Annotated in this window: 16 protein-coding genes; 9 read left to right on the top strand and 7 right to left on the bottom strand. The window is 72.0% G+C overall.

What is annotated here, in order from left to right; translation table 11 throughout:
• Nucleotides 1-9: 9 nt before the first annotated feature.
• Nucleotides 10-2,094, top strand: a complete 2,085-nt coding sequence (locus ACFYUS_RS33835) for a PIG-L family deacetylase (RefSeq protein ID WP_388861032.1) — start codon at nt 10-12, stop codon at nt 2,092-2,094.
• 96 nt (nt 2,095-2,190) lie between these two features.
• Here the strand turns inward: ACFYUS_RS33835 and ACFYUS_RS33830 are convergent, their stop codons facing one another.
• The 3 genes from ACFYUS_RS33830 to ACFYUS_RS33820 form a co-directional block, all read right to left on the bottom strand.
• Complete coding sequence (locus ACFYUS_RS33830) at nt 2,191-2,913, bottom strand: histone deacetylase (protein WP_388861029.1); 723 nt, start codon at nt 2,911-2,913, stop codon at nt 2,191-2,193.
• A 42-nt stretch (nt 2,914-2,955) separates the two neighbouring features.
• Nucleotides 2,956-3,444: a GNAT family N-acetyltransferase gene (locus ACFYUS_RS33825; protein ID WP_388861026.1), complete on the bottom strand. Its 489-nt coding sequence runs from the start codon at nt 3,442-3,444 to the stop codon at nt 2,956-2,958.
• 101 nt (nt 3,445-3,545) lie between these two features.
• Nucleotides 3,546-4,907, bottom strand: a complete 1,362-nt coding sequence (locus tag ACFYUS_RS33820; RefSeq protein WP_015033133.1) for a glutamine synthetase family protein — start codon at nt 4,905-4,907, stop codon at nt 3,546-3,548.
• A 282-nt stretch (nt 4,908-5,189) separates the two neighbouring features.
• On the opposite strand from ACFYUS_RS33820, the gene ACFYUS_RS33815 reads away from it, so the two are divergent.
• The 4 genes from ACFYUS_RS33815 (at nt 5,190) to ACFYUS_RS33800 (ending at nt 7,465) form a co-directional block, all read left to right on the top strand.
• The gene (locus ACFYUS_RS33815; protein WP_388861023.1) at nt 5,190-5,558 is read left to right on the top strand and encodes a hypothetical protein; all 369 of its coding nucleotides are present in this window, start codon (nt 5,190-5,192) and stop codon (nt 5,556-5,558) included.
• A gap of 69 nt (nt 5,559-5,627) precedes the next feature.
• Complete coding sequence (locus tag ACFYUS_RS33810; RefSeq protein ID WP_388861020.1) at nt 5,628-6,305, top strand: DUF3105 domain-containing protein; 678 nt, start codon at nt 5,628-5,630, stop codon at nt 6,303-6,305.
• A 17-nt stretch (nt 6,306-6,322) separates the two neighbouring features.
• Entirely contained in the window at nt 6,323-6,931 is a 609-nt protein-coding gene (locus ACFYUS_RS33805; protein ID WP_388861164.1) for a DUF305 domain-containing protein, read from the top strand.
• A 114-nt stretch (nt 6,932-7,045) separates the two neighbouring features.
• Nucleotides 7,046-7,465 carry a CBS domain-containing protein gene (locus ACFYUS_RS33800; RefSeq protein WP_388861017.1) on the top strand — a complete coding sequence of 140 codons (420 nt, stop codon included), beginning with the start codon at nt 7,046-7,048 and terminating at the stop codon, nt 7,463-7,465.
• 55 nt (nt 7,466-7,520) lie between these two features.
• On the opposite strand, the gene ACFYUS_RS33795 is transcribed toward ACFYUS_RS33800, so the two are convergent.
• Entirely contained in the window at nt 7,521-8,999 is a 1,479-nt protein-coding gene (locus ACFYUS_RS33795; RefSeq protein ID WP_388861014.1) for an APC family permease, read from the bottom strand.
• Nucleotides 9,000-9,103: 104 nt separating this feature from the next.
• Here ACFYUS_RS33795 and ACFYUS_RS33790 point away from each other — a divergent pair, with 104 nt between their 5' ends.
• Entirely contained in the window at nt 9,104-10,858 is a 1,755-nt protein-coding gene (locus ACFYUS_RS33790; RefSeq protein ID WP_388861011.1) for an NAD+ synthase, read from the top strand.
• A 63-nt stretch (nt 10,859-10,921) separates the two neighbouring features.
• Here ACFYUS_RS33790 and ACFYUS_RS33785 read toward each other — a convergent pair whose 3' ends face one another.
• From ACFYUS_RS33785 to ACFYUS_RS33775, 3 genes are all read right to left on the bottom strand, one after another.
• The gene (locus tag ACFYUS_RS33785; protein ID WP_388861008.1) at nt 10,922-11,944 is read right to left on the bottom strand and encodes an endonuclease/exonuclease/phosphatase family protein; all 1,023 of its coding nucleotides are present in this window, start codon (nt 11,942-11,944) and stop codon (nt 10,922-10,924) included.
• Nucleotides 11,945-12,123: 179 nt separating this feature from the next.
• Nucleotides 12,124-12,795 (bottom strand): TetR/AcrR family transcriptional regulator, encoded by a 672-nt coding sequence (locus tag ACFYUS_RS33780; RefSeq protein WP_388861005.1) that lies wholly within the window; start codon nt 12,793-12,795, stop codon nt 12,124-12,126.
• A gap of 93 nt (nt 12,796-12,888) precedes the next feature.
• Complete coding sequence (locus ACFYUS_RS33775; protein WP_388861002.1) at nt 12,889-14,523, bottom strand: MFS transporter; 1,635 nt, start codon at nt 14,521-14,523, stop codon at nt 12,889-12,891.
• A 193-nt stretch (nt 14,524-14,716) separates the two neighbouring features.
• Here ACFYUS_RS33775 and panB point away from each other — a divergent pair, with 193 nt between their 5' ends.
• The 3 genes from panB to ACFYUS_RS33760 all read left to right on the top strand — a co-directional run bounded on the left by panB (nt 14,717) and on the right by ACFYUS_RS33760 (nt 17,570).
• Nucleotides 14,717-15,580 (top strand): 3-methyl-2-oxobutanoate hydroxymethyltransferase, encoded by an 864-nt coding sequence (panB, locus tag ACFYUS_RS33770; protein WP_388860999.1) that lies wholly within the window; start codon nt 14,717-14,719, stop codon nt 15,578-15,580.
• 122 nt (nt 15,581-15,702) lie between these two features.
• Complete coding sequence (locus tag ACFYUS_RS33765; RefSeq protein ID WP_388860996.1) at nt 15,703-16,713, top strand: ATP-binding cassette domain-containing protein; 1,011 nt, start codon at nt 15,703-15,705, stop codon at nt 16,711-16,713.
• Entirely contained in the window at nt 16,710-17,570 is an 861-nt protein-coding gene (locus ACFYUS_RS33760) for an ABC transporter permease (protein ID WP_388860993.1), read from the top strand. The genes ACFYUS_RS33765 and ACFYUS_RS33760 overlap by 4 nt, the downstream gene beginning before the upstream one ends.
• Nucleotide 17,571: the final 1 nt, after the last annotated feature.

Genomic DNA, 17,571 nt, shown 5'->3' with positions numbered 1-17,571 from the left:
CTCCGCCCCATGCGCCGCCCCGCCTTCCCGTCCCGCCGCAGGACCGCCGCGACCATGGTGACGGCTGCCCTGGTGGGCGGCGCCTCCATCGGGTTCCTCACGATGTCGGGGGCGTCGAACGCACCGTCGGCGCACGCGGCGGCGGGGTCCCCGGCGAAGCCCCCGGAGTCGCACCCGCCGGTGAAGGCCCTGCCGGTCGAGGAGCACGGGAAGCCCGTGAAGGGCGGTGGCTCCCCGGTCTCCGTGGTGCAGATCGTGGCCCACCCGGACGACGACCTGTTCTTCATGAACCCGGACGTCTCCCAGTCCCTGCGCTCCGGCAGCCCCCTCACCGGCGTCTACCTCACCGCCGGCGAGTCCGACGGGATCAACTCGCGCCCCCGCGACCGCCACCTGGTCGCCCCCGACAAGGCCGGCTACGCCGAGGCCCGGCAGAACGGCATACGCGCCGCGTACGCCGAGATGGCGACCGGCAGCAGGACCAGCGCCTGGGACCGGGAGGCGATACCGACGGCCGGCGGCGGGTGGGCCGAGCTGGACACCCTGCGGGCCCGGCCGCAGATCAGGCTGATGTGGCTGCAGATACGCGAGGCCGGTTCCATCAACGGCGACCGGCCGCACAGTCTCCACGGCCTCTGGGACGGCCGGGTCACCACGCTGGAGTCCCAGCGCTCCGCCGGCACCCCGGTCCCCGCCGACTTCGCCTACACGAAGGAACAGGTCGTCGCCACGCTGACCGGGGTCCTGGAGCGGTTCCGGCCGACCTTCGTCCGGATGCAGGACCCGAGCCCCGGCACGTACCCGAAGGGCGGGGCGTTCCGGGACCACCAGGACCACCTGTACGGGGCGCGGTTCGCGCAGGCGGCGCTCGCCCGGTACGCGGAGCTTCCCGGGCACCCGCACGTGAGCGTGCAGAACTACCTGGGCTACCCGACCTCCTTCCTGCCGCACACCCTCGACCCGGAGGCGGCCGCGGCGAAGCTGGAGTCCCTCAAGACGTACTCCTGGCTGGACGGCGTCCACGACTGCGAGGCCGACGCCGGCTGCGGCGACCTCAAGGTGTCCGTGCGGCCCACCGGGCGGGGCTGGACGCAGACCGTCCGGTACGCCCGGGGCACCTCCACCTCCTGGGTCCAGCGCGACCCCGAGGGCGGGCTGCACGCCTTCTCCGTCCTCGACGGACGCCTCGCGACCTGGCGCAAGCCCGCCGACTCCGTGACCTGGAAGGGCCCGGAGCTGCTGCCCGGCGGCGGCCTCGACAGCGGCATCACCTCCGTGACCCTCCCCGACGGCCGCATGGCCGTCTACGGCACCCGCACGACCCTCGGCACGGTCGCGGCCGACTACCGGCGCGAGGTGGTCACCACCGTCCAGTCCGCCCCCGGCGGCGCCTTCGGCCCCTGGCGCTCGCTCGGCACCCCCGAGCGGAGCGACGCCTCCGGCACCTCGGACATCAGCGCGCCCGCCGTGACCGTCGCCCCCGACGGCCGGGCCGTCCTGGTCCTGCGCGACAGCCGCCACCGGCTGACCGCCCGCGAGCAGCAGGCCGGCGGAGGCTGGGGTCCGTGGCGGTCCCTCGGCGGCGCGGAGGTGTACGGCGACCCGGTGGCCGCCACCGATGCCACCGGCCGCGGACACGTCTTCGCCAGCACCCCCGCCACCGTCCTCGCCTGGGCCGAACAGGCCCCCGGCAAGCTGCTCGCCGGCCCGGTGCGGACCGGCCTCCCGCCCACGACCCTCGCCCTCAGCGCGAGCCCCGCCCCCGACGGCGACGGCGTACGCCTCTGGTTCCGCAAGCCCGCCTCCGGCGACCTCCGCAGCGCCGACTTCTCCGGCACGGACCCCGTCTCCCCCGTCACCGAACTCCCCGGCACCGGCGTGGCCGGCTTCGGCCCCGTCAGCGGCGGCGACGCCCTCCTCGCCGTCCGCTCCCGCACCGGCTTCCTCGCCACCGCCCCCCACGGCCGCGCCGGCACCCGCCCCGTCTGGAGCCTCGAGAAGTTCCTCTTCTCCGGCGCCCCGGACTCCGGCACGGACGGGGTCGCCGTCATCGGCCTGGACGGCCGGCTGCACTGGACGCCTGCGGGCCGCTGACCGTCGCGGGGCGCCGGAGGCTCCCGAGCCCTGACCCGCACCCGCAGGTACGGCGCGCTCGTGCCGCGGGCTCGGGCCCGGAACGCGGAGGCGCCGCTAAGCGCGCCGTTCCGTGTGCCCGCGCGGGGGCGGGGCACCGCCCACACGGGGCGCGGGCCGGGGAGGCCCCGCAGGAGGCGGCGGAGTGCTGAGCCCCGCCACCGCCTCGGCCGTCCAGTGCCCGGCGGCGCCGGGGCAGGCGGCGAGATAGGCGGCGACCTCGGCGTGCGGCCAGGCCCCGGCCCGGCCGAGCCCGGCCGCCAGATGCCGGAGGTACGCGGCGGAGGGCGCCCGCAGCCCGCCGTCTCCGTCTCCGTCACCCGGCATCGGCCAGGGCGCGGTGAACGTCACCACCGGGACGCCGTCGAGGAACCCGGGGCACACGAGGGTCTCGTACCGCCCCTTCCCCAGGGCGTGGCGCCCGGTGGTGAGGATCTCGGCCAGGTCGAGGTCGGTGCCGGGCTCGCGGTACATCTCCTGGGCCGCGATGTCCGAGAGCTGTCCGACCGTCAGCAGATGGGCGACGCCCCACGCGTCGCCGTCCGCCGCCGGGTCGTAGAAGGCGCGGCCGCCGCCCCACACGGGCGACGCGGTCGCGAAGTACACCCGCCCGGGCAGGACGACCGGCACGGACCGCGCGGGCGGGCGCCGGTCCCGGCAGCCGGGGAACTCCCGCGCGCCGCCGGGCGGACGGCCGCCGTCGAGGTAGTACCGCAGGCGCTCGGCGTGCGTGTTGGAGCCGTAGGCGGCGTACCAGACACGGGGGTCGGCTTCCGGCATGGGACCAGACGCTAGCGCGGGCGGCCGCCGGAAACGCGCAGGCTAGAACCCCAGGTAGAAGTGTCGGAGCTTGTCGTCCTCCGCGACGCACCGCATCCCGGCGGCCTCCATCACCCGGTGCGAGGCCCGGTTGTCCAGGTCGGCGTCGCCCTTCACCCCGGCGACGCCGGCCGTCCGGGCGAGTTCGATGAGCGCCCGCAGGGCCTCGGAGGCGTACCCCTTGCCCCGTACGCCGGGGACGAGGCCGTATCCGATGGTCGCGACGCCGATCTCGTCCGGCGTCCCGTGGAAGCCGATGCCGCCGACGGTGACGCCGTCGAGCCGTATCTCGTACGTCCGGAACACCCCCGGGTCGCCGCGCTCGGCGACGCCCCGCAGGAACCCGGTGTTCGCCCGGACGTCTCCGTCGCTGGGGTAGTCCTCTCCCCAGAGGTCCCCGGGGCCGGACTGCCGGGCGACGATGCGCTCGGCCTCTTCCACGCTCAAAGGATGCAGCACGAGCCGCGCGGTGGTGACTGATTCGATCTTCACCGCGGCAGTCTGGACCGCCCGTCGCGCCCCGGGCAACGGATTTAGCCCGGCGCCGGGACGGCCGCCCGCGGCATCACGCGGGCACGGGCCCTCCGCCTCCCCTACAGCACCGGCAGGTTCTTCCGCAGCTCGAAGGCGGTGACCTCGGAGCGGTACTCCTCCCACTCCTGCTTCTTGTTGCGGAGGAAGAAGTCGAACACGTGCTCGCCCAGGGTCTCCGCGACCAGTTCGCTCTTCTCCATCAGGGCGATCGCCTCTCCGAGGTTCTGCGGGAGCGGCTCGATGCCCATCGCGCGGCGCTCCGCGTCGGAGAGGGCCCAGACGTCGTCGTCGGCGCCGGCCGGGAGTTCGTAGCCCTCCTCGATGCCCTTGAGGCCGGCGGCGAGGAGGACGGCGTAGGTCAGGTAGGGGTTGGCACCCGAGTCGATGGAGCGGACCTCGACGCGGGAGGAGCCCGTCTTGCCCGGCTTGTACATGGGGACGCGGATGAGGGCGGAGCGGTTGTTGTGGCCCCAGCAGATGTACGAGGGGGCCTCGCCGCCGGAGCCGGCGGTGCGGGAGGAGCCGCCCCAGATGCGCTTGTACGAGTTGACCCACTGGTTGGTGACGGCGGAGATCTCGCCCGCGTGCTTGAGGAGGCCCGCGATGAAGGAGCGGCCCACCTTCGAGAGCTGGTACTCGGCGCCGGACTCGTAGAAGGCGTTGCGGTCGCCCTCGAAGAGGGAGAGGTGGGTGTGCATGCCCGAGCCGGGGTAGTCGGAGAACGGCTTCGGCATGAACGTGGCCTGCACGCCCTGCTCGAGCGCCACCTGCTTCATGACCAGGCGGAAGGTCATGATGTTGTCGGCGGTGGAGAGGGCGTCGGCGTAGCGGAGGTCGATCTCCTGCTGGCCCGGGGCGCCCTCGTGGTGGGAGAACTCCACCGAGATGCCCATCGATTCGAGCATGGTGATGGCCTGGCGGCGGAAGTCCATGCCGACGTTCTGCGGGGTGTGGTCGAAGTAGCCCGAGTTGTCGGCCGGGGTGGGCCGGGTGCCGTCGAGCGGCTTGTCCTTCAGGAGGAAGAACTCGATCTCGGGGTGGGTGTAGAAGGTGAAACCGAGGTCGGAGGTCTTGGCGAGGGCCCGCTTGAGGACGTAGCGCGGGTCGGCGAAGGACGGCGAGCCGTCCGGCATGAGGATGTCGCAGAACATGCGGGCCGTGCCCGGGGCCTCGGCACGCCACGGCAGGATCTGGAAGGTGCCCGGGTCCGGCTTGGCGATCATGTCGGATTCGTAGACGCGGGCGAAGCCCTCGATCGCGGAGCCGTCGAAGCCGATGCCCTCGTCGAAGGCCTGCTCCAGTTCGGCGGGGGCCACGGCCACCGACTTCAGGAAGCCGAGCACGTCGGTGAACCACAGACGTACGAAGCGGATGTCGCGCTCCTCGAGCGTACGGAGCACGAATTCCTGCTGCTTGTCCATTTCCACACCCATCCTCGCTGGTCAGGCCGCCTGCTCCCACCGCCTCCGGTACATCGGGGGGCACCTGAGCATCCCACCACATGGTTTCGCGCACGTTGCACACCCATACTGCCTGCTCGGGTGTGACTCAGGTAACGGGGGAACGTCCCGATCCGGGTGCGTGTCCACCCGCTTGCCGCTACCGAGTGGTACCCCGTTCGGCCCACGGAGGCCTCTCTCCCACTACGATCTGCGCCCATGGGGGCCCCACGGCTCGTACGCCTGTCCCGACACGCGCGTCCCATGGCACTGGCGAGTGCCGTGGCGACGCTCCTCGCCGCGCTCTTCCTCTGCCTGGGGACGGGGCCGGACGGGGAACGGGCCCACCACCCGCAGGGCCCGCGGGTCCTCCAGGGCCCGCGGGTCACGGCCGCCGTCGCCGAGGCCACCGCCGTCACCGGCGAGTACACCTGCCCGTACGACCGCGGCGGCTGCTCCCTCTTCCCCTCGCTCTCCCCCGCGGTGCTCAGCGCGCCCCCGCTCGACCCCCCGCTCCACGAGGCGGGCGGGCCGCCGCGTCTCGCACCGCCCTCCGGTGACGGGCCGGCGCGCCGTTCGGGCGCCCGGCCGCGCGCTCCGGACCTGCACGTCCTTCAAGTTCTCCGGACATAGCCGGGCGCCCGGCCCCGCGCTTGTCCCTCCCCGAACTCCACCCCACTCCCGAAGAAGGACGACATCACCATGGCTTCCCGCCCCTCCGCCACCGCCGACCGCCGCGCCCGAATAGAGGAGATGCGCCGCGCCGAGCAGGCCCGTGAGCGCCGCGGCCGCATGCTCACCATCGGCATCTCGACCGTCGTCGTGCTGGGCCTGGTCGGCTTCGGCACCTTCGTGCTGATGAAGAAGTCCGACGAGCAGGACGCGAAGGACGCCGCCGCGAAGGCCCCCATCGCGGGCGAGAAGTCCTGGGACCCGAAGAAGCTCGGCCGCAACCACGTCCAGACGGCCGTGAAGTACGAGATGGAGCCGCCGGTCGGCGGTGACCACAACCCGGTCTGGATGAACTGCGACGGCGTGGTCTACGACAAGAAGATCACCAACGTGAACGCCGTGCACTCCCTGGAGCACGGGGCCGTCTGGGTGACGTACAACAAGAAGGCCTCCCCGGCCGATGTGAAGGAGCTGGCCGCCAAGGTCGGCAGGACCAAGTACTCGCTGATGAGCCCCGTGGACGACCAGGCCGGGGCGATCATGCTGTCCGCCTGGGGCAAGCAGGTGACCGTGGACGGCGCGAACGACCCGCGCGTCGACGCCTTCTTCACCAAGTACGTGAACGGCCCGCAGACCCCGGAGCCGGGCGCGGCCTGCACCGGCGGCCTGGACGCGAGCGGCAAGGGCGGCACGGGGATGGGCCAGTGAAGCTCGACCGCACGCAGATGGCGGCGGTCGCCGCCGTCGCCCTGGCGGTGCTGTTCGCCGGGGGTGCGGTCACCGTCGCCTCCGCAGACCGCGACGAGGCCCCGGCCACCCCGGTCTCCTCGTCGGCGGACGCCGGCTTCGCCCGGGACATGGCCGTCCACCACCAGCAGGCCGTCGAGATGTCGTTCATCGTCCGGGACCGGACGAAGGACGAGGCGGTCCGGCGCCTCGCGTACGACATCGCCAACACGCAGGCCAACCAGCGGGGCATGATGTTCGGCTGGCTCGACCTGTGGGGGCTGCCGAAGAACGAGTCCGGGGTCGCGCCGATGGCCTGGATGGGCATGGGCGACATGGGTGACATGGGCGACACGGACGGGGCCCTGATGCCGGGCATGGCGACCAACGCGCAGCTCGACGAGTTGCGCAGGGCCAGCGGCCGGGATGCCGAGGTCCTGTACCTGAAGCTGATGACCGCGCACCACAGGGGCGGGGTCCACATGGCCGAGGGCTGCGTCCAGAAGTGCACCGTGGACATCGAGCGGAAGCTCGCACAGGGCATGGTCGACGCCCAGAAGTCCGAGATCGCGCTGATGGCGGACATGCTGAAGGAGCGCGGGGCCTGATCCCCGGGCGCCACGGCCCCCGTGACCACTGCGGTCGCGGGGGCCGTGCCGTGCGCCGACAATGGGTGGGCTCGGGGAGTTCGTACGACACGTTCGACGAAAGGTACGCACCCCATGACCACGGCGAAGGACATCATGCATCCCGGGGCCCAGTGGATCCCGGCACACGAGACGCTCGACCGCGCCGCACAGATGATGCGCAACCTGAACGTGGGCGCGCTGCCCATCGCCGACGAGAAGGAACGGCTCTGCGGCATCATCACGGACCGCGACATCGTGGTCGGCTGCGTGGCGATGGGCCACGACCCGGCGAAGATCACCTGCGGCGAGATGGCGAAGGGCACCCCGCGCTGGGTCGAGTCGGGCGCGGACGTGGGCGCCGTCCTGGAGGAGATGCAGGGCCACCAGATCCGGCGGCTCCCCGTCATCGAGGACAAGCGGCTCGTCGGCATGATCAGCGAGGCCGATCTGGCCCAGCACCTCTCGGACGAGCAGCTCAAGGCGTTCTGCGCGAGCGTCTACGCCGCTTCCTGACCCGCCCGTGCGGCCCGGCCGCCCCGCGCGGGGCGGCCGGGCCGTCGTGCCTCCGTCAGGGTGCGGCCGTGGGTTCCCGGTGGTCGGGGTGGACCCAGCCGGGCTTGCGGTACTTGAGGAGGGCGGCGGGGATGACGAGGCCGAGGAGCAGCAGGCCGCCGCCGACGATCAGCAGATAGCGCCAGAGCGGCTGGCCGTCGAACTGGTCGGGCGGGACGAAGCCGATGACGAGCGCGGCGACGGAGGCGACGAAGCCGACGACGGCGACCCAGGTGACGGCGGGGACGCGGAAGCCGCGCTCCACCTCGGGCTGGGTGCGGCGGAGCCTGACGACGGCGACGAACATCAGCAGGTACGCGATCAGGTAGATCTGCACGGTGATGACGGAGAACATCCAGTACGAGCTGGAGACGCTGTCGCTGAAGGCGTAGAGGACGCCGATCAGGGTGGTGACGACGCCCTGGGCGACCATGATGCTGGTCGGGGAGCCGGCCTTGTTGAACTTCTGGAAGGCGGGCGGGAGGTAACCCTCCTGCCGGGAGAGCAGGACGAGGCCCTTGGCGGGTCCGGAGAGCCAGGTGAGCATGCCGCCGAGGGCGGCGCAGACCAGCATGACGCCGACGACCCTGGTCATCCAGCCGATGGAGAAGTGCTCGAAGAAGGCCTCGAAGGCCTGCATGAGGCCGGCGGTGAGGCTGAGCTGGTCGGACGGCATGACCCAGGCGATGGCGAGGGCCGGAAGGATGAAGATCAGCAGGACGAGGCCGGTCGCCAGGAACATCGACTTCGGGTACTCGCGCTTGGGCTCGCGCAGCGAGGAGACGTGGACGCCGTTCATCTCCATGCCCGCGTAGGACAGGAAGTTGTTGACGATGAGGACCAGGCTCGCGAGGCCGGTCCAGGGCGGGAGCCAGTGGTCGGCGCTCATGGGCTGGGCGGAGGGGTTGCCCTGGCCGAGGAAGACCAGGCCGAGGACGACGAGCAGCACGCCGGGGACGAGGGTGCCGACGATCAGGCCGAAGGAGGAGAGTCCGGCGATGGCCTTGGTGCCGCGCGAGGAGATCCAGACGCCGGACCAGTAGACGGTGACGATGACGATCGCGACGTAGAGGCCGTTCTCGGCGAGCGAGGGGTCGATGACGTACGCGAAGGTCGAGGCGACGTAGGCCAGCAGGCTCGGGTAGTACGCGATGGTCATGGCGAACTGGCACCAGACGGCGAGGAAGCCGAGGGGCTTGCCGAGGGCCTCGCTGACCCAGCGGTAGATGCCGCCGGACCACCCGGAGGCGAGCTCGGCGCCGACGAGGGCGGTGGGGAGGAGGAAGACGATGGCGGGGAGGAGGTAGAGGAAGATCGCGGCCAGCCCGTAGATGGCCATGGTCGGCGCGGGGCGCAGGGAGGCGACGGACGCCGTGGTCATGAAGGCGAGGGTCAGCCAGGAGATGAACTGTCGCCTGGTGCCGTCGTCCTGCGCGACCGCCGTGCCGGTCGCGGCGGGCCGTTCCGACTCTGCCGGTTCGTCAGTGGTCGTCATGGGGCCATGATCAGCGGGGTGCGGCCGCCCCGCATGTCGGCGGGCGGGACACCGCTCGGCCGTATCCCAGGACATAGCGTCGGTCTGACGATTACACTGGGCGGGTGCCTCAACTACGCCTCGCACTGAATCAGATCGACTCGACCGTCGGAGACATCGCCGGGAACGCCGAGGCGATCGTGCACTGGACCCGGCACGCCGCCGGGCAGGGCGCGCATCTCGTCGCGTTCCCCGAGATGGCGCTGACCGGATATCCCGTCGAGGACCTCGCGCTGCGCTCCTCCTTCGTCGAGGCGTCCCGGACGGCCCTGCGCGGGCTCGCCCGGCGCCTCGCGGACGAGGGGTTCGGGGAGCTGCCGGTCGTCGTCGGCTACCTCGACCGCTCCGAGCGGGCCGTGCCGCGCCTCGGCCGGCCCGCCGGGTCCCCGGAGAACGCCGCCGCCGTCCTGTACGGCGGCGAGGTGGTGCTGCGCTTCGCCAAGCACCACCTGCCGAACTACGGCGTCTTCGACGAGTACCGCTACTTCGTGCAGGGCGACACCCTGCCGGTGGTCCGCGTCCACGGCGTCGACGTGGCCCTGGCGATCTGCGAGGACCTCTGGCAGGAGGGCGGCCGGGTGCCGGCGACGCGCAGCGCCCGCGCCGGTCTGCTGCTCTCGGTCAACGCCTCGCCGTACGAGCGGAACAAGGACGACACCCGGCTCGAACTGGTCCGCAAGCGGGCCCGGGAGGCCGGGTGCGTCACCGCGTACCTGGCGATGACGGGCGGTCAGGACGAGCTGGTCTTCGACGGCGACTCGATCGTCGTGGACGCGGCCGGCGAAGTGGTCGCGCGCGCCCCGCAGTTCGTGGAGGGCACCGTGATCCTCGACCTGGAGCTTCCGGCGGCCTCGGCGGACGCGCCCGAGGGCCTGGTCGACGACGGGCTGCGGATCGACCGGGTGGTGCTCTCGGAGGAGCCGCTGCCCGCGTACGAGCCGGAGCTGACGGGCGGTTACGCGCACCGGCTCGACGACGACGAGGAGGTGTACTCGGCGCTGGTGATCGGGCTGCGGGCGTACGTCGCGAAGAACGGCTTCCGCTCGGTCCTCGTCGGCCTGTCCGGCGGCATCGACTCGGCGCTCGTCGCGGCGATCGCCTGCGACGCGCTCGGCGCGGACCACGTGTACGGCGTGTCGATGCCCTCGAAGTACTCCTCCGACCACTCGCGCGGCGACGCGGCCGAACTGGCCCGCCGGACCGGGCTGCACTTCCGCACGGTGTCGATCGAGCCGATGTTCGACGCGTACATGGGCGCGCTCGGGCTCACCGGGCTCGCCGAGGAGAACCTCCAGTCGCGGCTGCGCGGCACGACGCTGATGGCGCTCTCCAACCAGGAGGGCCACATCGTCCTCGCGCCCGGCAACAAGTCGGAGCTGGCGGTGGGCTATTCGACGCTGTACGGCGACTCCGTCGGCGCGTTCGGCCCCATCAAGGACGTCTACAAGTCGGACGTCTTCCGCCTCGCGCGCTGGCGCAACCGGGCGGCCGAGGAGCGCGGCCAGACCCCGCCGATCCCGGAGAGCTCGATCACCAAGCCGCCCAGCGCCGAGCTGCGCCCCGGGCAGGTCGACACGGACTCGCTGCCGGACTACGAGGTCCTGGACGCGGTCCTCGCGCTGTACGTGGACCGGGACCAGGGCCGGGACGCCATCGTGGCGGCCGGGTTCGACGAGGAGCTGGTGACGCGGACGCTGCGGATGGTGGACACGGCGGAGTACAAGCGGCGCCAGTACCCGCCGGGCACCAAGATCTCGGCGAAGGGCTTCGGCAAGGACCGGCGGCTGCCGATCACGAACGGCTGGCGCGAGACGACGTGAGGAAGGGGCTCAGGGCTCCACGCGGGCTCAGGGCTCCACGCGGGCCCAGAGCTTCACGCGGGCTCAGAGCTTCACGCGGGCCGCGACCGGCAGGTGGTCGCTGTTCGTCTCCGGCAGCGCCCAGGAGGACATCGGCTCCACGCCCTTGACCATGATCTGGTCGATGCGGGCCATCGGGAACGAGGCCGGCCAGCTGAAGCCGAAGCCGTCGCCCGCCGCGCCCTGGGTGGAACGCAGCTGCGAGGTGACGGCGTTGAGGGCGCGGTCGTTCATGGTGCCGTTGAGGTCGCCGAGGAGGACGATCCGCTCGTGCCGGTCGTCGGCGATGGCCTCGCCGAGGGCGTTGGCGCTGGTGTCGCGCTGGGTGGCGGTGAAGCCGGCGTTCAGCTTGACCCGTACGGAGGGCAGGTGGGCGACGTACACGGCCACCTCGCCCTTCGGGGTGACGACCGAGGCGCGCATGGCGCGGGTCCAGCCCATGTGGATGTCGACGGGCTGGGCGGCGCGCAGCGGCAGCTTGCTCCAGAGCCCGACGGTGCCCTGGACGGAGTGGTACGGGTAGGTCCCGGCGAGGCCCTTCTCGTAGACCGGGACCATGTCGCCCTTCAGCTCCTCCAGGGCGAGCACGTCGGCGCCGGAGGCGGCGAGCTGACGGGCCGTGCCCTCGGGGTCGGGGTTGTCGGCGTTCACGTTGTGGGTGGCGACCGTCAGGTCGCCGCCCGGGGCCGACTTGTCGGCGACGAGACCGCCGAAAAGATTGAGCCACACCACGGCCGGCAACAGCAGGGCGATCAGCGCGGTGGCGGAGCGGCGCAGGAGGGCGAGCACGAGCAGGAGCGGCACGAAGAGGCCGAGCCAGGGCAGGAAGGTCTCGGTGAGGCTGCCCAGGTTGCCGATCCTGTTGGGGATGTCGGAGTGGAACACCATGAGCAGGGTCAGCGCCACGGCGATCACGGCGAGCAGGATGCCTCTGCGCCAGATCCCCCGGTCGTGGCGGAGCCCGCGGAGGGCGGTCCGGAACCGGGACCGGGGACGCTCGTTCCCCGCCCCGTAGTGGTCGCTCTCCGTCATGCCCACCCGCGCCATCGCACTGTCCTCACTGCCTTGCTGGTCTTGCCGCCGTGCCGTCCCGCTCCGTGACCCGACGTCGACACTAGGCGATGACGGGTCCGTCGTACTCCCCGAGGGACGACACGGGCGCGTGGCGGGTTCCTGCTGGTGGCGCGGGCGGGCAGGCTGTGACAGAACGCGCACATTCGTACGGTTCAGGGGCGGGGGCGCAGGCCTTCCATGACGGCGTCGACGACCCGCTCGGCGAGGCCGGGCTCCAGGTCGGCGCCGGGCCGGATGACGGTGCGCAGGAGCAGGGGGCCGGTGAAGAGGTCGTTGACGAACTCGACGTCGAGGTCGTCGCGGATCTCCCCCAGCTCCATGCCGCGCCGCACGGTGTCGAGGCCGAGGCGGCGGCGCGGTTCGATGACGGTGCTCTGGTAGGCCTCCCACAGCTTGGGATAGGCCTGCATCTGCGAGAACACGTTGTGGAGCAGGGCGGAGGACCGCTTGGCGAGGCCGCGCTGCCGCAGCATCTCCAGGAGCATGACGAGGTCGTCCCGGACGGAGGTGCCGGTGAGCACCGGGTCCGGGGGTTCGACGGAGCGGAGCAGCTCGACGAAGAGCTCCTCCTTGCCGGGCCAGCGGCGGTAGATGGTGGCCTTGCCGACGCCGGCGGTGCGGGCGATCCGCTCGATGGACAGCTCGGTGAGCGGCACGCCCTCCTCCAGGAGCCCGACGACCGCGTCGAAGATCGCCTGCTCGGCCGCCTCGGACCGCGGACGCCCCCGGCGGGGCGCCACCGGCTCGGCGGGGGTCCCGCCCTCCGCCGCCGGAGCCGGTCCGTCGTCCTGGGGTTCGGGGGTCCCGCCGTCCTGCAAGGACACGTGCGCTCCGTCTCTCGTCCGGGTGTTTCCTGTGGTCCCCCGATTCTCCCGCGCCGGCCGCGGGGCGGCGGCCCCGCCCCGCGGCTCGTCGGCTCAGGCCTCGGCCCGCACCTCCGGTGCGGCCTCGTCGGCGCCCTGCGCCGTGCCCGTACCGCCGCCCGGGGCGCCGCCCGGGGCCCGGCGGCCCGGGAGGAAGGCGGCGACGACGACCGCGCCGGCCAGGGCGATCGCGGCCGAGGCGAGGGCCGTGACGTGCATGGCGTCCAGGAAGGCCCGGTACGCGGGGGCGACCAGGTCCTTGCCCGCCGGGCCGAGCTTCTCCGCGACCGCGAGCGTGGCCTCGACGGACTCGCCCGCCGTGGCGCGCAGGGCCGCCGGGACGCCGCCCAGGTGTCCCTCGATCTCGCCCCGGTACGTGGTGGAGAGCACCGAGCCGAGGACGGCCACGCCCAGCGCGCCGCCGACCTGCCGGAAGGTGTTGTTGATCGCGGAGCCGGAGCCCGCCTTCTCGCGGGGCAGCGCCTGCATGACCGCGACGGTGACCGGCGGCATGATGTGCGCCATGCCCGCGCCCTGGACGAAGAAGACGGCTTCCAGGGCCCAGACGGGGGTGTCGGCCTCGAAGAGGGCGAAGGCCGCCAGGCCGGCGGCGACGAGGAGCATGCCGGCGGTGCAGACCGCCCGCGCGCCGAAGCGTTCGACGACGAGCCGGGCCCGGGGCGCGAAGACCATCTGCGCGACGGCGAGCGGCAGGATGAGCAGCCCGGACTCCAGCGCGGTGTAGCCGCGGACGCTCTGCAGGTAGAAGGCGGAGAAGAACGTGACGCCCATGAGGGCGAAGAAGACGAGCGCGATCGCGGCGACGGCCGCGGCGAACGCGGGCTTCCTGAAGTACGCCATGTCGATGGCCGGGTGGTCGCTGCGCCGCTCGTGGAGGACGAAGCCGGCGAGGACCGCGAGGCCGCCGAGGACGGGGGCGAGGACGGTCACGTCGGTGAAGCTCGCCAGTTCGCCGCCGCGGATGATCCCGTACACGAGGAGGACGAGGCCGACGACGGAGAGCAGCACGCCGGGTATGTCGACGCGGCCGGGGTTCGGGTCCCGGGAGTCGGGCACGAGCCACAGCATCAGGGCGAGGGCGAGCAGCACCACGGGCACGTTGACGAGGAAGATCGACCCCCACCAGAAGTGCTCCAGGAGGATGCCGCCGGTGATGGGGCCGATGGCGATGGCGAGGCCGACGCTGCCGGCCCAGATGCCGATGGCCTTGGGCTGCTCGTCGCGCTCGAAGACGTTCATGAGGACGGCGAGCGTCGAGGGCATGACGAAGGCGGCGCCGAAGCCCATGACGGCCCGGTAGCCGATGAGCTCGCCCGGGGAGCCGGAGAAGGCGGCGAGGGCGGAGCCGATGCCGAAGACGGTGATGCCGAAGAGCAGCACCTTCTTGCGGCCGAGGCGGTCGCCGAGCAGGCCGGAGGTGAAGAGGAGTCCGGCGAAGACGAGCGTGTAGGAGTTGATGGACCACTCCAGCTCGCTCTGGGTGGCGCCGATGCCGGTGGGCGCGGGGGCGGCGATCGTCTTGACCGCGACGTTCAGGATCGAGTTGTCGAGGACGACGATCAGCAGGCTGAGCATGAGGACGCCGAGGACGGCCCAGCGGCGCCGGTGGACGGCCTCGGGGACGCGGGGCCCGGCGGGCGGTGCGGGTGCGGTGGACGGCTGTGACATGCCCACCACCCTAGAGCCATTTCGATACGAGACCGTCTCGTATCGAAAACGCTGAGAAAGTCTTTACGTTGCCGCGGTGTGAACAGCACCACTCCGGCCCACTTCCCCGCCCGCCCGGCGAAGTGCCACCATGGACGTGGTCCGGGGACGCCACGGGGCGCCTCGAGATGACACAACAGAGGAGCCGTTCACCATGACGCTTCAGGCTGCCCAGAAGACGCCCGCCGACAGCAGCAAGGCGCTGTACGGAGGAAAGGGCACCCGCCGCATCACCGTCCACGACATCGCCGCCGCCAAGGTCCGCGGCGAGAAGTGGCCGATGCTCACCGCCTACGACGCGATGACCGCCTCCGTCTTCGACGAGGCCGGCATCCCGGTGATCCTCGTCGGCGACTCGATGGGCAACTGTCACCTCGGCTACGACACCACCGTGCCCGTCACGATGGACGAGATGACCCTGCTCTCCGCCGCCGTCGTACGGGGCACCAAGCGCGCCCTCGTCGTCGGCGACCTGCCCTTCGGCTCGTACCAGGAGGGGCCCGTCCAGGCCCTGCGCAACGCCACCCGGCTCGTCAAGGACGCGGGCGTCGGCGCGATCAAGCTGGAGGGCGGCGAGCGCTCGCTGCCGCAGACCGAGCTCCTCGTCCAGGCCGGCATCCCCGTCATGTCCCACCTGGGGCTCACCCCGCAGTCCGTCAACACCATGGGCTACCGGGTCCAGGGCCGCTCCGACGAGGCCGCCCACCGGCTCCTCAGCGACGCCAAGGCGGCGCAGGACGCGGGCGCCTTCGCCGTCGTCCTGGAGCTCGTCCCGGCCGAACTGGCCGCCGAGGTCACCCGCTCCCTGCACATCCCGACCATCGGCATCGGTGCCGGCGCCGGCACCGACGCGCAGGTCCTCGTCTGGACCGACATGGCCGGCCTGACCGGCGGCAAGGTGCCGCGCTTCACCAAGCAGTACGCCAACCTCCGCGAGACGCTCGGCGACGCCGCCCGCGCCTTCGCCGAGGACGTCAGCGGCGGGGCGTTCCCCGCCGAGGAGCACACCTTCCACTGAGCCCGTGGAGCCCGCTCCACCAGGCCCGTAGGACCACTGCGGCACCTCCGACAGCCCGCCGACATCCCCCATCGGCGGGCTGTCGGTCGTCTGTCGGGGGATTGTCGGTGACGCCCTGTTCCATGGTGGACATGACGCGATCACACACCAACGCCGTCGAGGTCCGGGGCCTCGTGAAGCACTTCGGCGCGACGAAGGCCCTCGACGGGGTCGACCTGGACGTCCGGGAGGGCACGGTCCTCGGGGTCCTCGGGCCCAACGGCGCCGGCAAGACCACCCTCGTCCGCTGCCTGTCCACCCTCCTCGTCCCGGACGCCGGGACCGCCACCGTCGCCGGCTACGACGTGGTGAAGCACCCCCGCCAGCTGCGCCGCACCATCGGCCTCACCGGCCAGTACGCCTCGGTCGACGAGAAGCTGTCCGGCTGGGAGAACCTCTACATGATCGGGCGGCTGCTCGACCTCTCCCGCAAGGACTCCCGCGCCCGCGCCGACGAGATGCTGGAGCGCTTCTCCCTCACCGACGCCGCCAAGCGCCCGGCCATGAACTACTCCGGCGGCATGCGGCGCCGCCTCGACCTCGCCGCCTCGATGATCGGACAGCCCGCCGTCCTCTACCTGGACGAGCCCACCACCGGCCTCGACCCCCGCACCCGCAACGAGGTGTGGGACGAGGTCCAGCGCATGGTCTCCGAGGGCGCGACCGTCCTGCTCACCACCCAGTACATGGAGGAGGCGGAGCAGCTCGCCAGCGAGCTGACCGTCATCGACAAGGGCAAGGTCATCGCCAAGGGCGGCGTCGACGAGCTGAAGGCCAAGGTCGGCGGCCGGACCCTGAAGGTCCGCCCCGTGGACCCGGGCCAACTGCCCGCCATGGCCGCCGCGCTCCGCGAGACCGGCCTCGACGGGGTCGCCGGCTCGACCGTCGTGCCCGACGAGGGCGTGCTGTACGTGCCGATCCTCACCGACGAGCAGCTGACGGCCGTCGTGGGCCTGCTCGGCGCCCGCGGCTTCGGCATCGCCCACATCGGCACCCACCTGCCCAGCCTGGACGAGGTGTTCCTCGCGATCACCGGCCAGAAGACCGCCGACGCCGAGCTTTCCGACGCGATCAACGAGGAGGTCGCCGCGTGAGCACGACCACTGTCACCAAGTCCCCCGCGCAGACCGGCGGTTCCCGCCCGGCCGCCGCGCGCACCGCGCCCGCCGCGGAGGGCCGGATCGGCCTGCGGGCCAACCTGCGCCACATCGGCGCCCTGGCCCGGCGCAACGCCCTCCAGATCAAGCAGGACCCGGAGTCGATGTTCGACGCCGTCCTGATGCCGATCATCTTCATCCTGCTGTTCGTGTACGTCTTCGGCGGCGCGATCGCCGGCAAGGGCCACAACGACGTCTACGTCAACTACGTGACGCCCGGCCTGATGGCCATGATGGGCATGAACATCGCGATGGGCGTCGGCACCGGCATCAACGACGACTTCAAGAAGGGCGTCATGGACCGGTTCCGGACCATGCCGATCGCCCGGTCCTCGGTCCTCATCGCGAAGATCGTCGTCGAGGTGGGCCGGATGCTCATCGCCACCTCGATCCTGCTCGGCATGGGCTTCCTGCTCGGCCTGACGATCCACACCTCGGTCCTGCACCTGTTCGCCGCGATCGGTCTGTCGATGGTCTTCGGCGCCGCCCTGATGTGGATCTTCATCCTGCTCGGCCTCACCATGAAGACGGCCCAGGCCGTCCAGGGCGTGGCCATGCTCGTCCTGATGCCGCTCCAGTTCGGCTCCTCGATCTTCGCCCCGCCGACGACGATGCCCGGCTGGCTGCAGACCTTCACCGACTACAACCCGCTGTCCAACCTCGCCGACGCCGCCCGTCACCTCATCAACGGCGGCCCGGTCGCCCACTCGGTGTGGATGACCCTCGGCTGGTCGGTCGTCATCACGGTGATCACGGCACCGCTCGCGGTCGCCAAGTTCCGCAAGAAGACCTGAG

Origin of the sequence: Streptomyces sp. NPDC004284 (assembly GCF_042874035.1) — a bacterium.
Classification (GTDB): Bacteria; Actinomycetota; Actinomycetes; order Streptomycetales; family Streptomycetaceae; genus Streptomyces.
Note: the sequence above shows the minus strand (reverse complement) of the source record. Positions and strands in the feature narration are given on the sequence as shown.

Bases quoted from the DNA above. Each gene is read 5' to 3' on its own strand.
- ACFYUS_RS33835 (WP_388861032.1), top strand. From the start codon at position 10: ATGCGCCGCCCCGCCTTCCCGTCCCGCCGCAGGACCGCCGCGACCATG.
- ACFYUS_RS33830 (WP_388861029.1), bottom strand. From the start codon at position 2,913: ATGCCGGAAGCCGACCCCCGTGTCTGGTACGCCGCCTACGGCTCCAAC.
- ACFYUS_RS33820 (WP_015033133.1), bottom strand. From the start codon at position 4,907: ATGGACAAGCAGCAGGAATTCGTGCTCCGTACGCTCGAGGAGCGCGAC.
- ACFYUS_RS33815 (WP_388861023.1), top strand. From the start codon at position 5,190: ATGGCACTGGCGAGTGCCGTGGCGACGCTCCTCGCCGCGCTCTTCCTC.
- ACFYUS_RS33810 (WP_388861020.1), top strand. From the start codon at position 5,628: ATGGCTTCCCGCCCCTCCGCCACCGCCGACCGCCGCGCCCGAATAGAG.
- ACFYUS_RS33805 (WP_388861164.1), top strand. From the start codon at position 6,323: ATGGCGGCGGTCGCCGCCGTCGCCCTGGCGGTGCTGTTCGCCGGGGGT.
- ACFYUS_RS33800 (WP_388861017.1), top strand. From the start codon at position 7,046: ATGACCACGGCGAAGGACATCATGCATCCCGGGGCCCAGTGGATCCCG.
- ACFYUS_RS33795 (WP_388861014.1), bottom strand. From the start codon at position 8,999: ATGACGACCACTGACGAACCGGCAGAGTCGGAACGGCCCGCCGCGACC.
- ACFYUS_RS33785 (WP_388861008.1), bottom strand. From the start codon at position 11,944: ATGGCGCGGGTGGGCATGACGGAGAGCGACCACTACGGGGCGGGGAAC.
- ACFYUS_RS33775 (WP_388861002.1), bottom strand. From the start codon at position 14,523: ATGTCACAGCCGTCCACCGCACCCGCACCGCCCGCCGGGCCCCGCGTC.
- panB (WP_388860999.1), top strand. From the start codon at position 14,717: ATGACGCTTCAGGCTGCCCAGAAGACGCCCGCCGACAGCAGCAAGGCG.
- ACFYUS_RS33765 (WP_388860996.1), top strand. From the start codon at position 15,703: ATGGTGGACATGACGCGATCACACACCAACGCCGTCGAGGTCCGGGGC.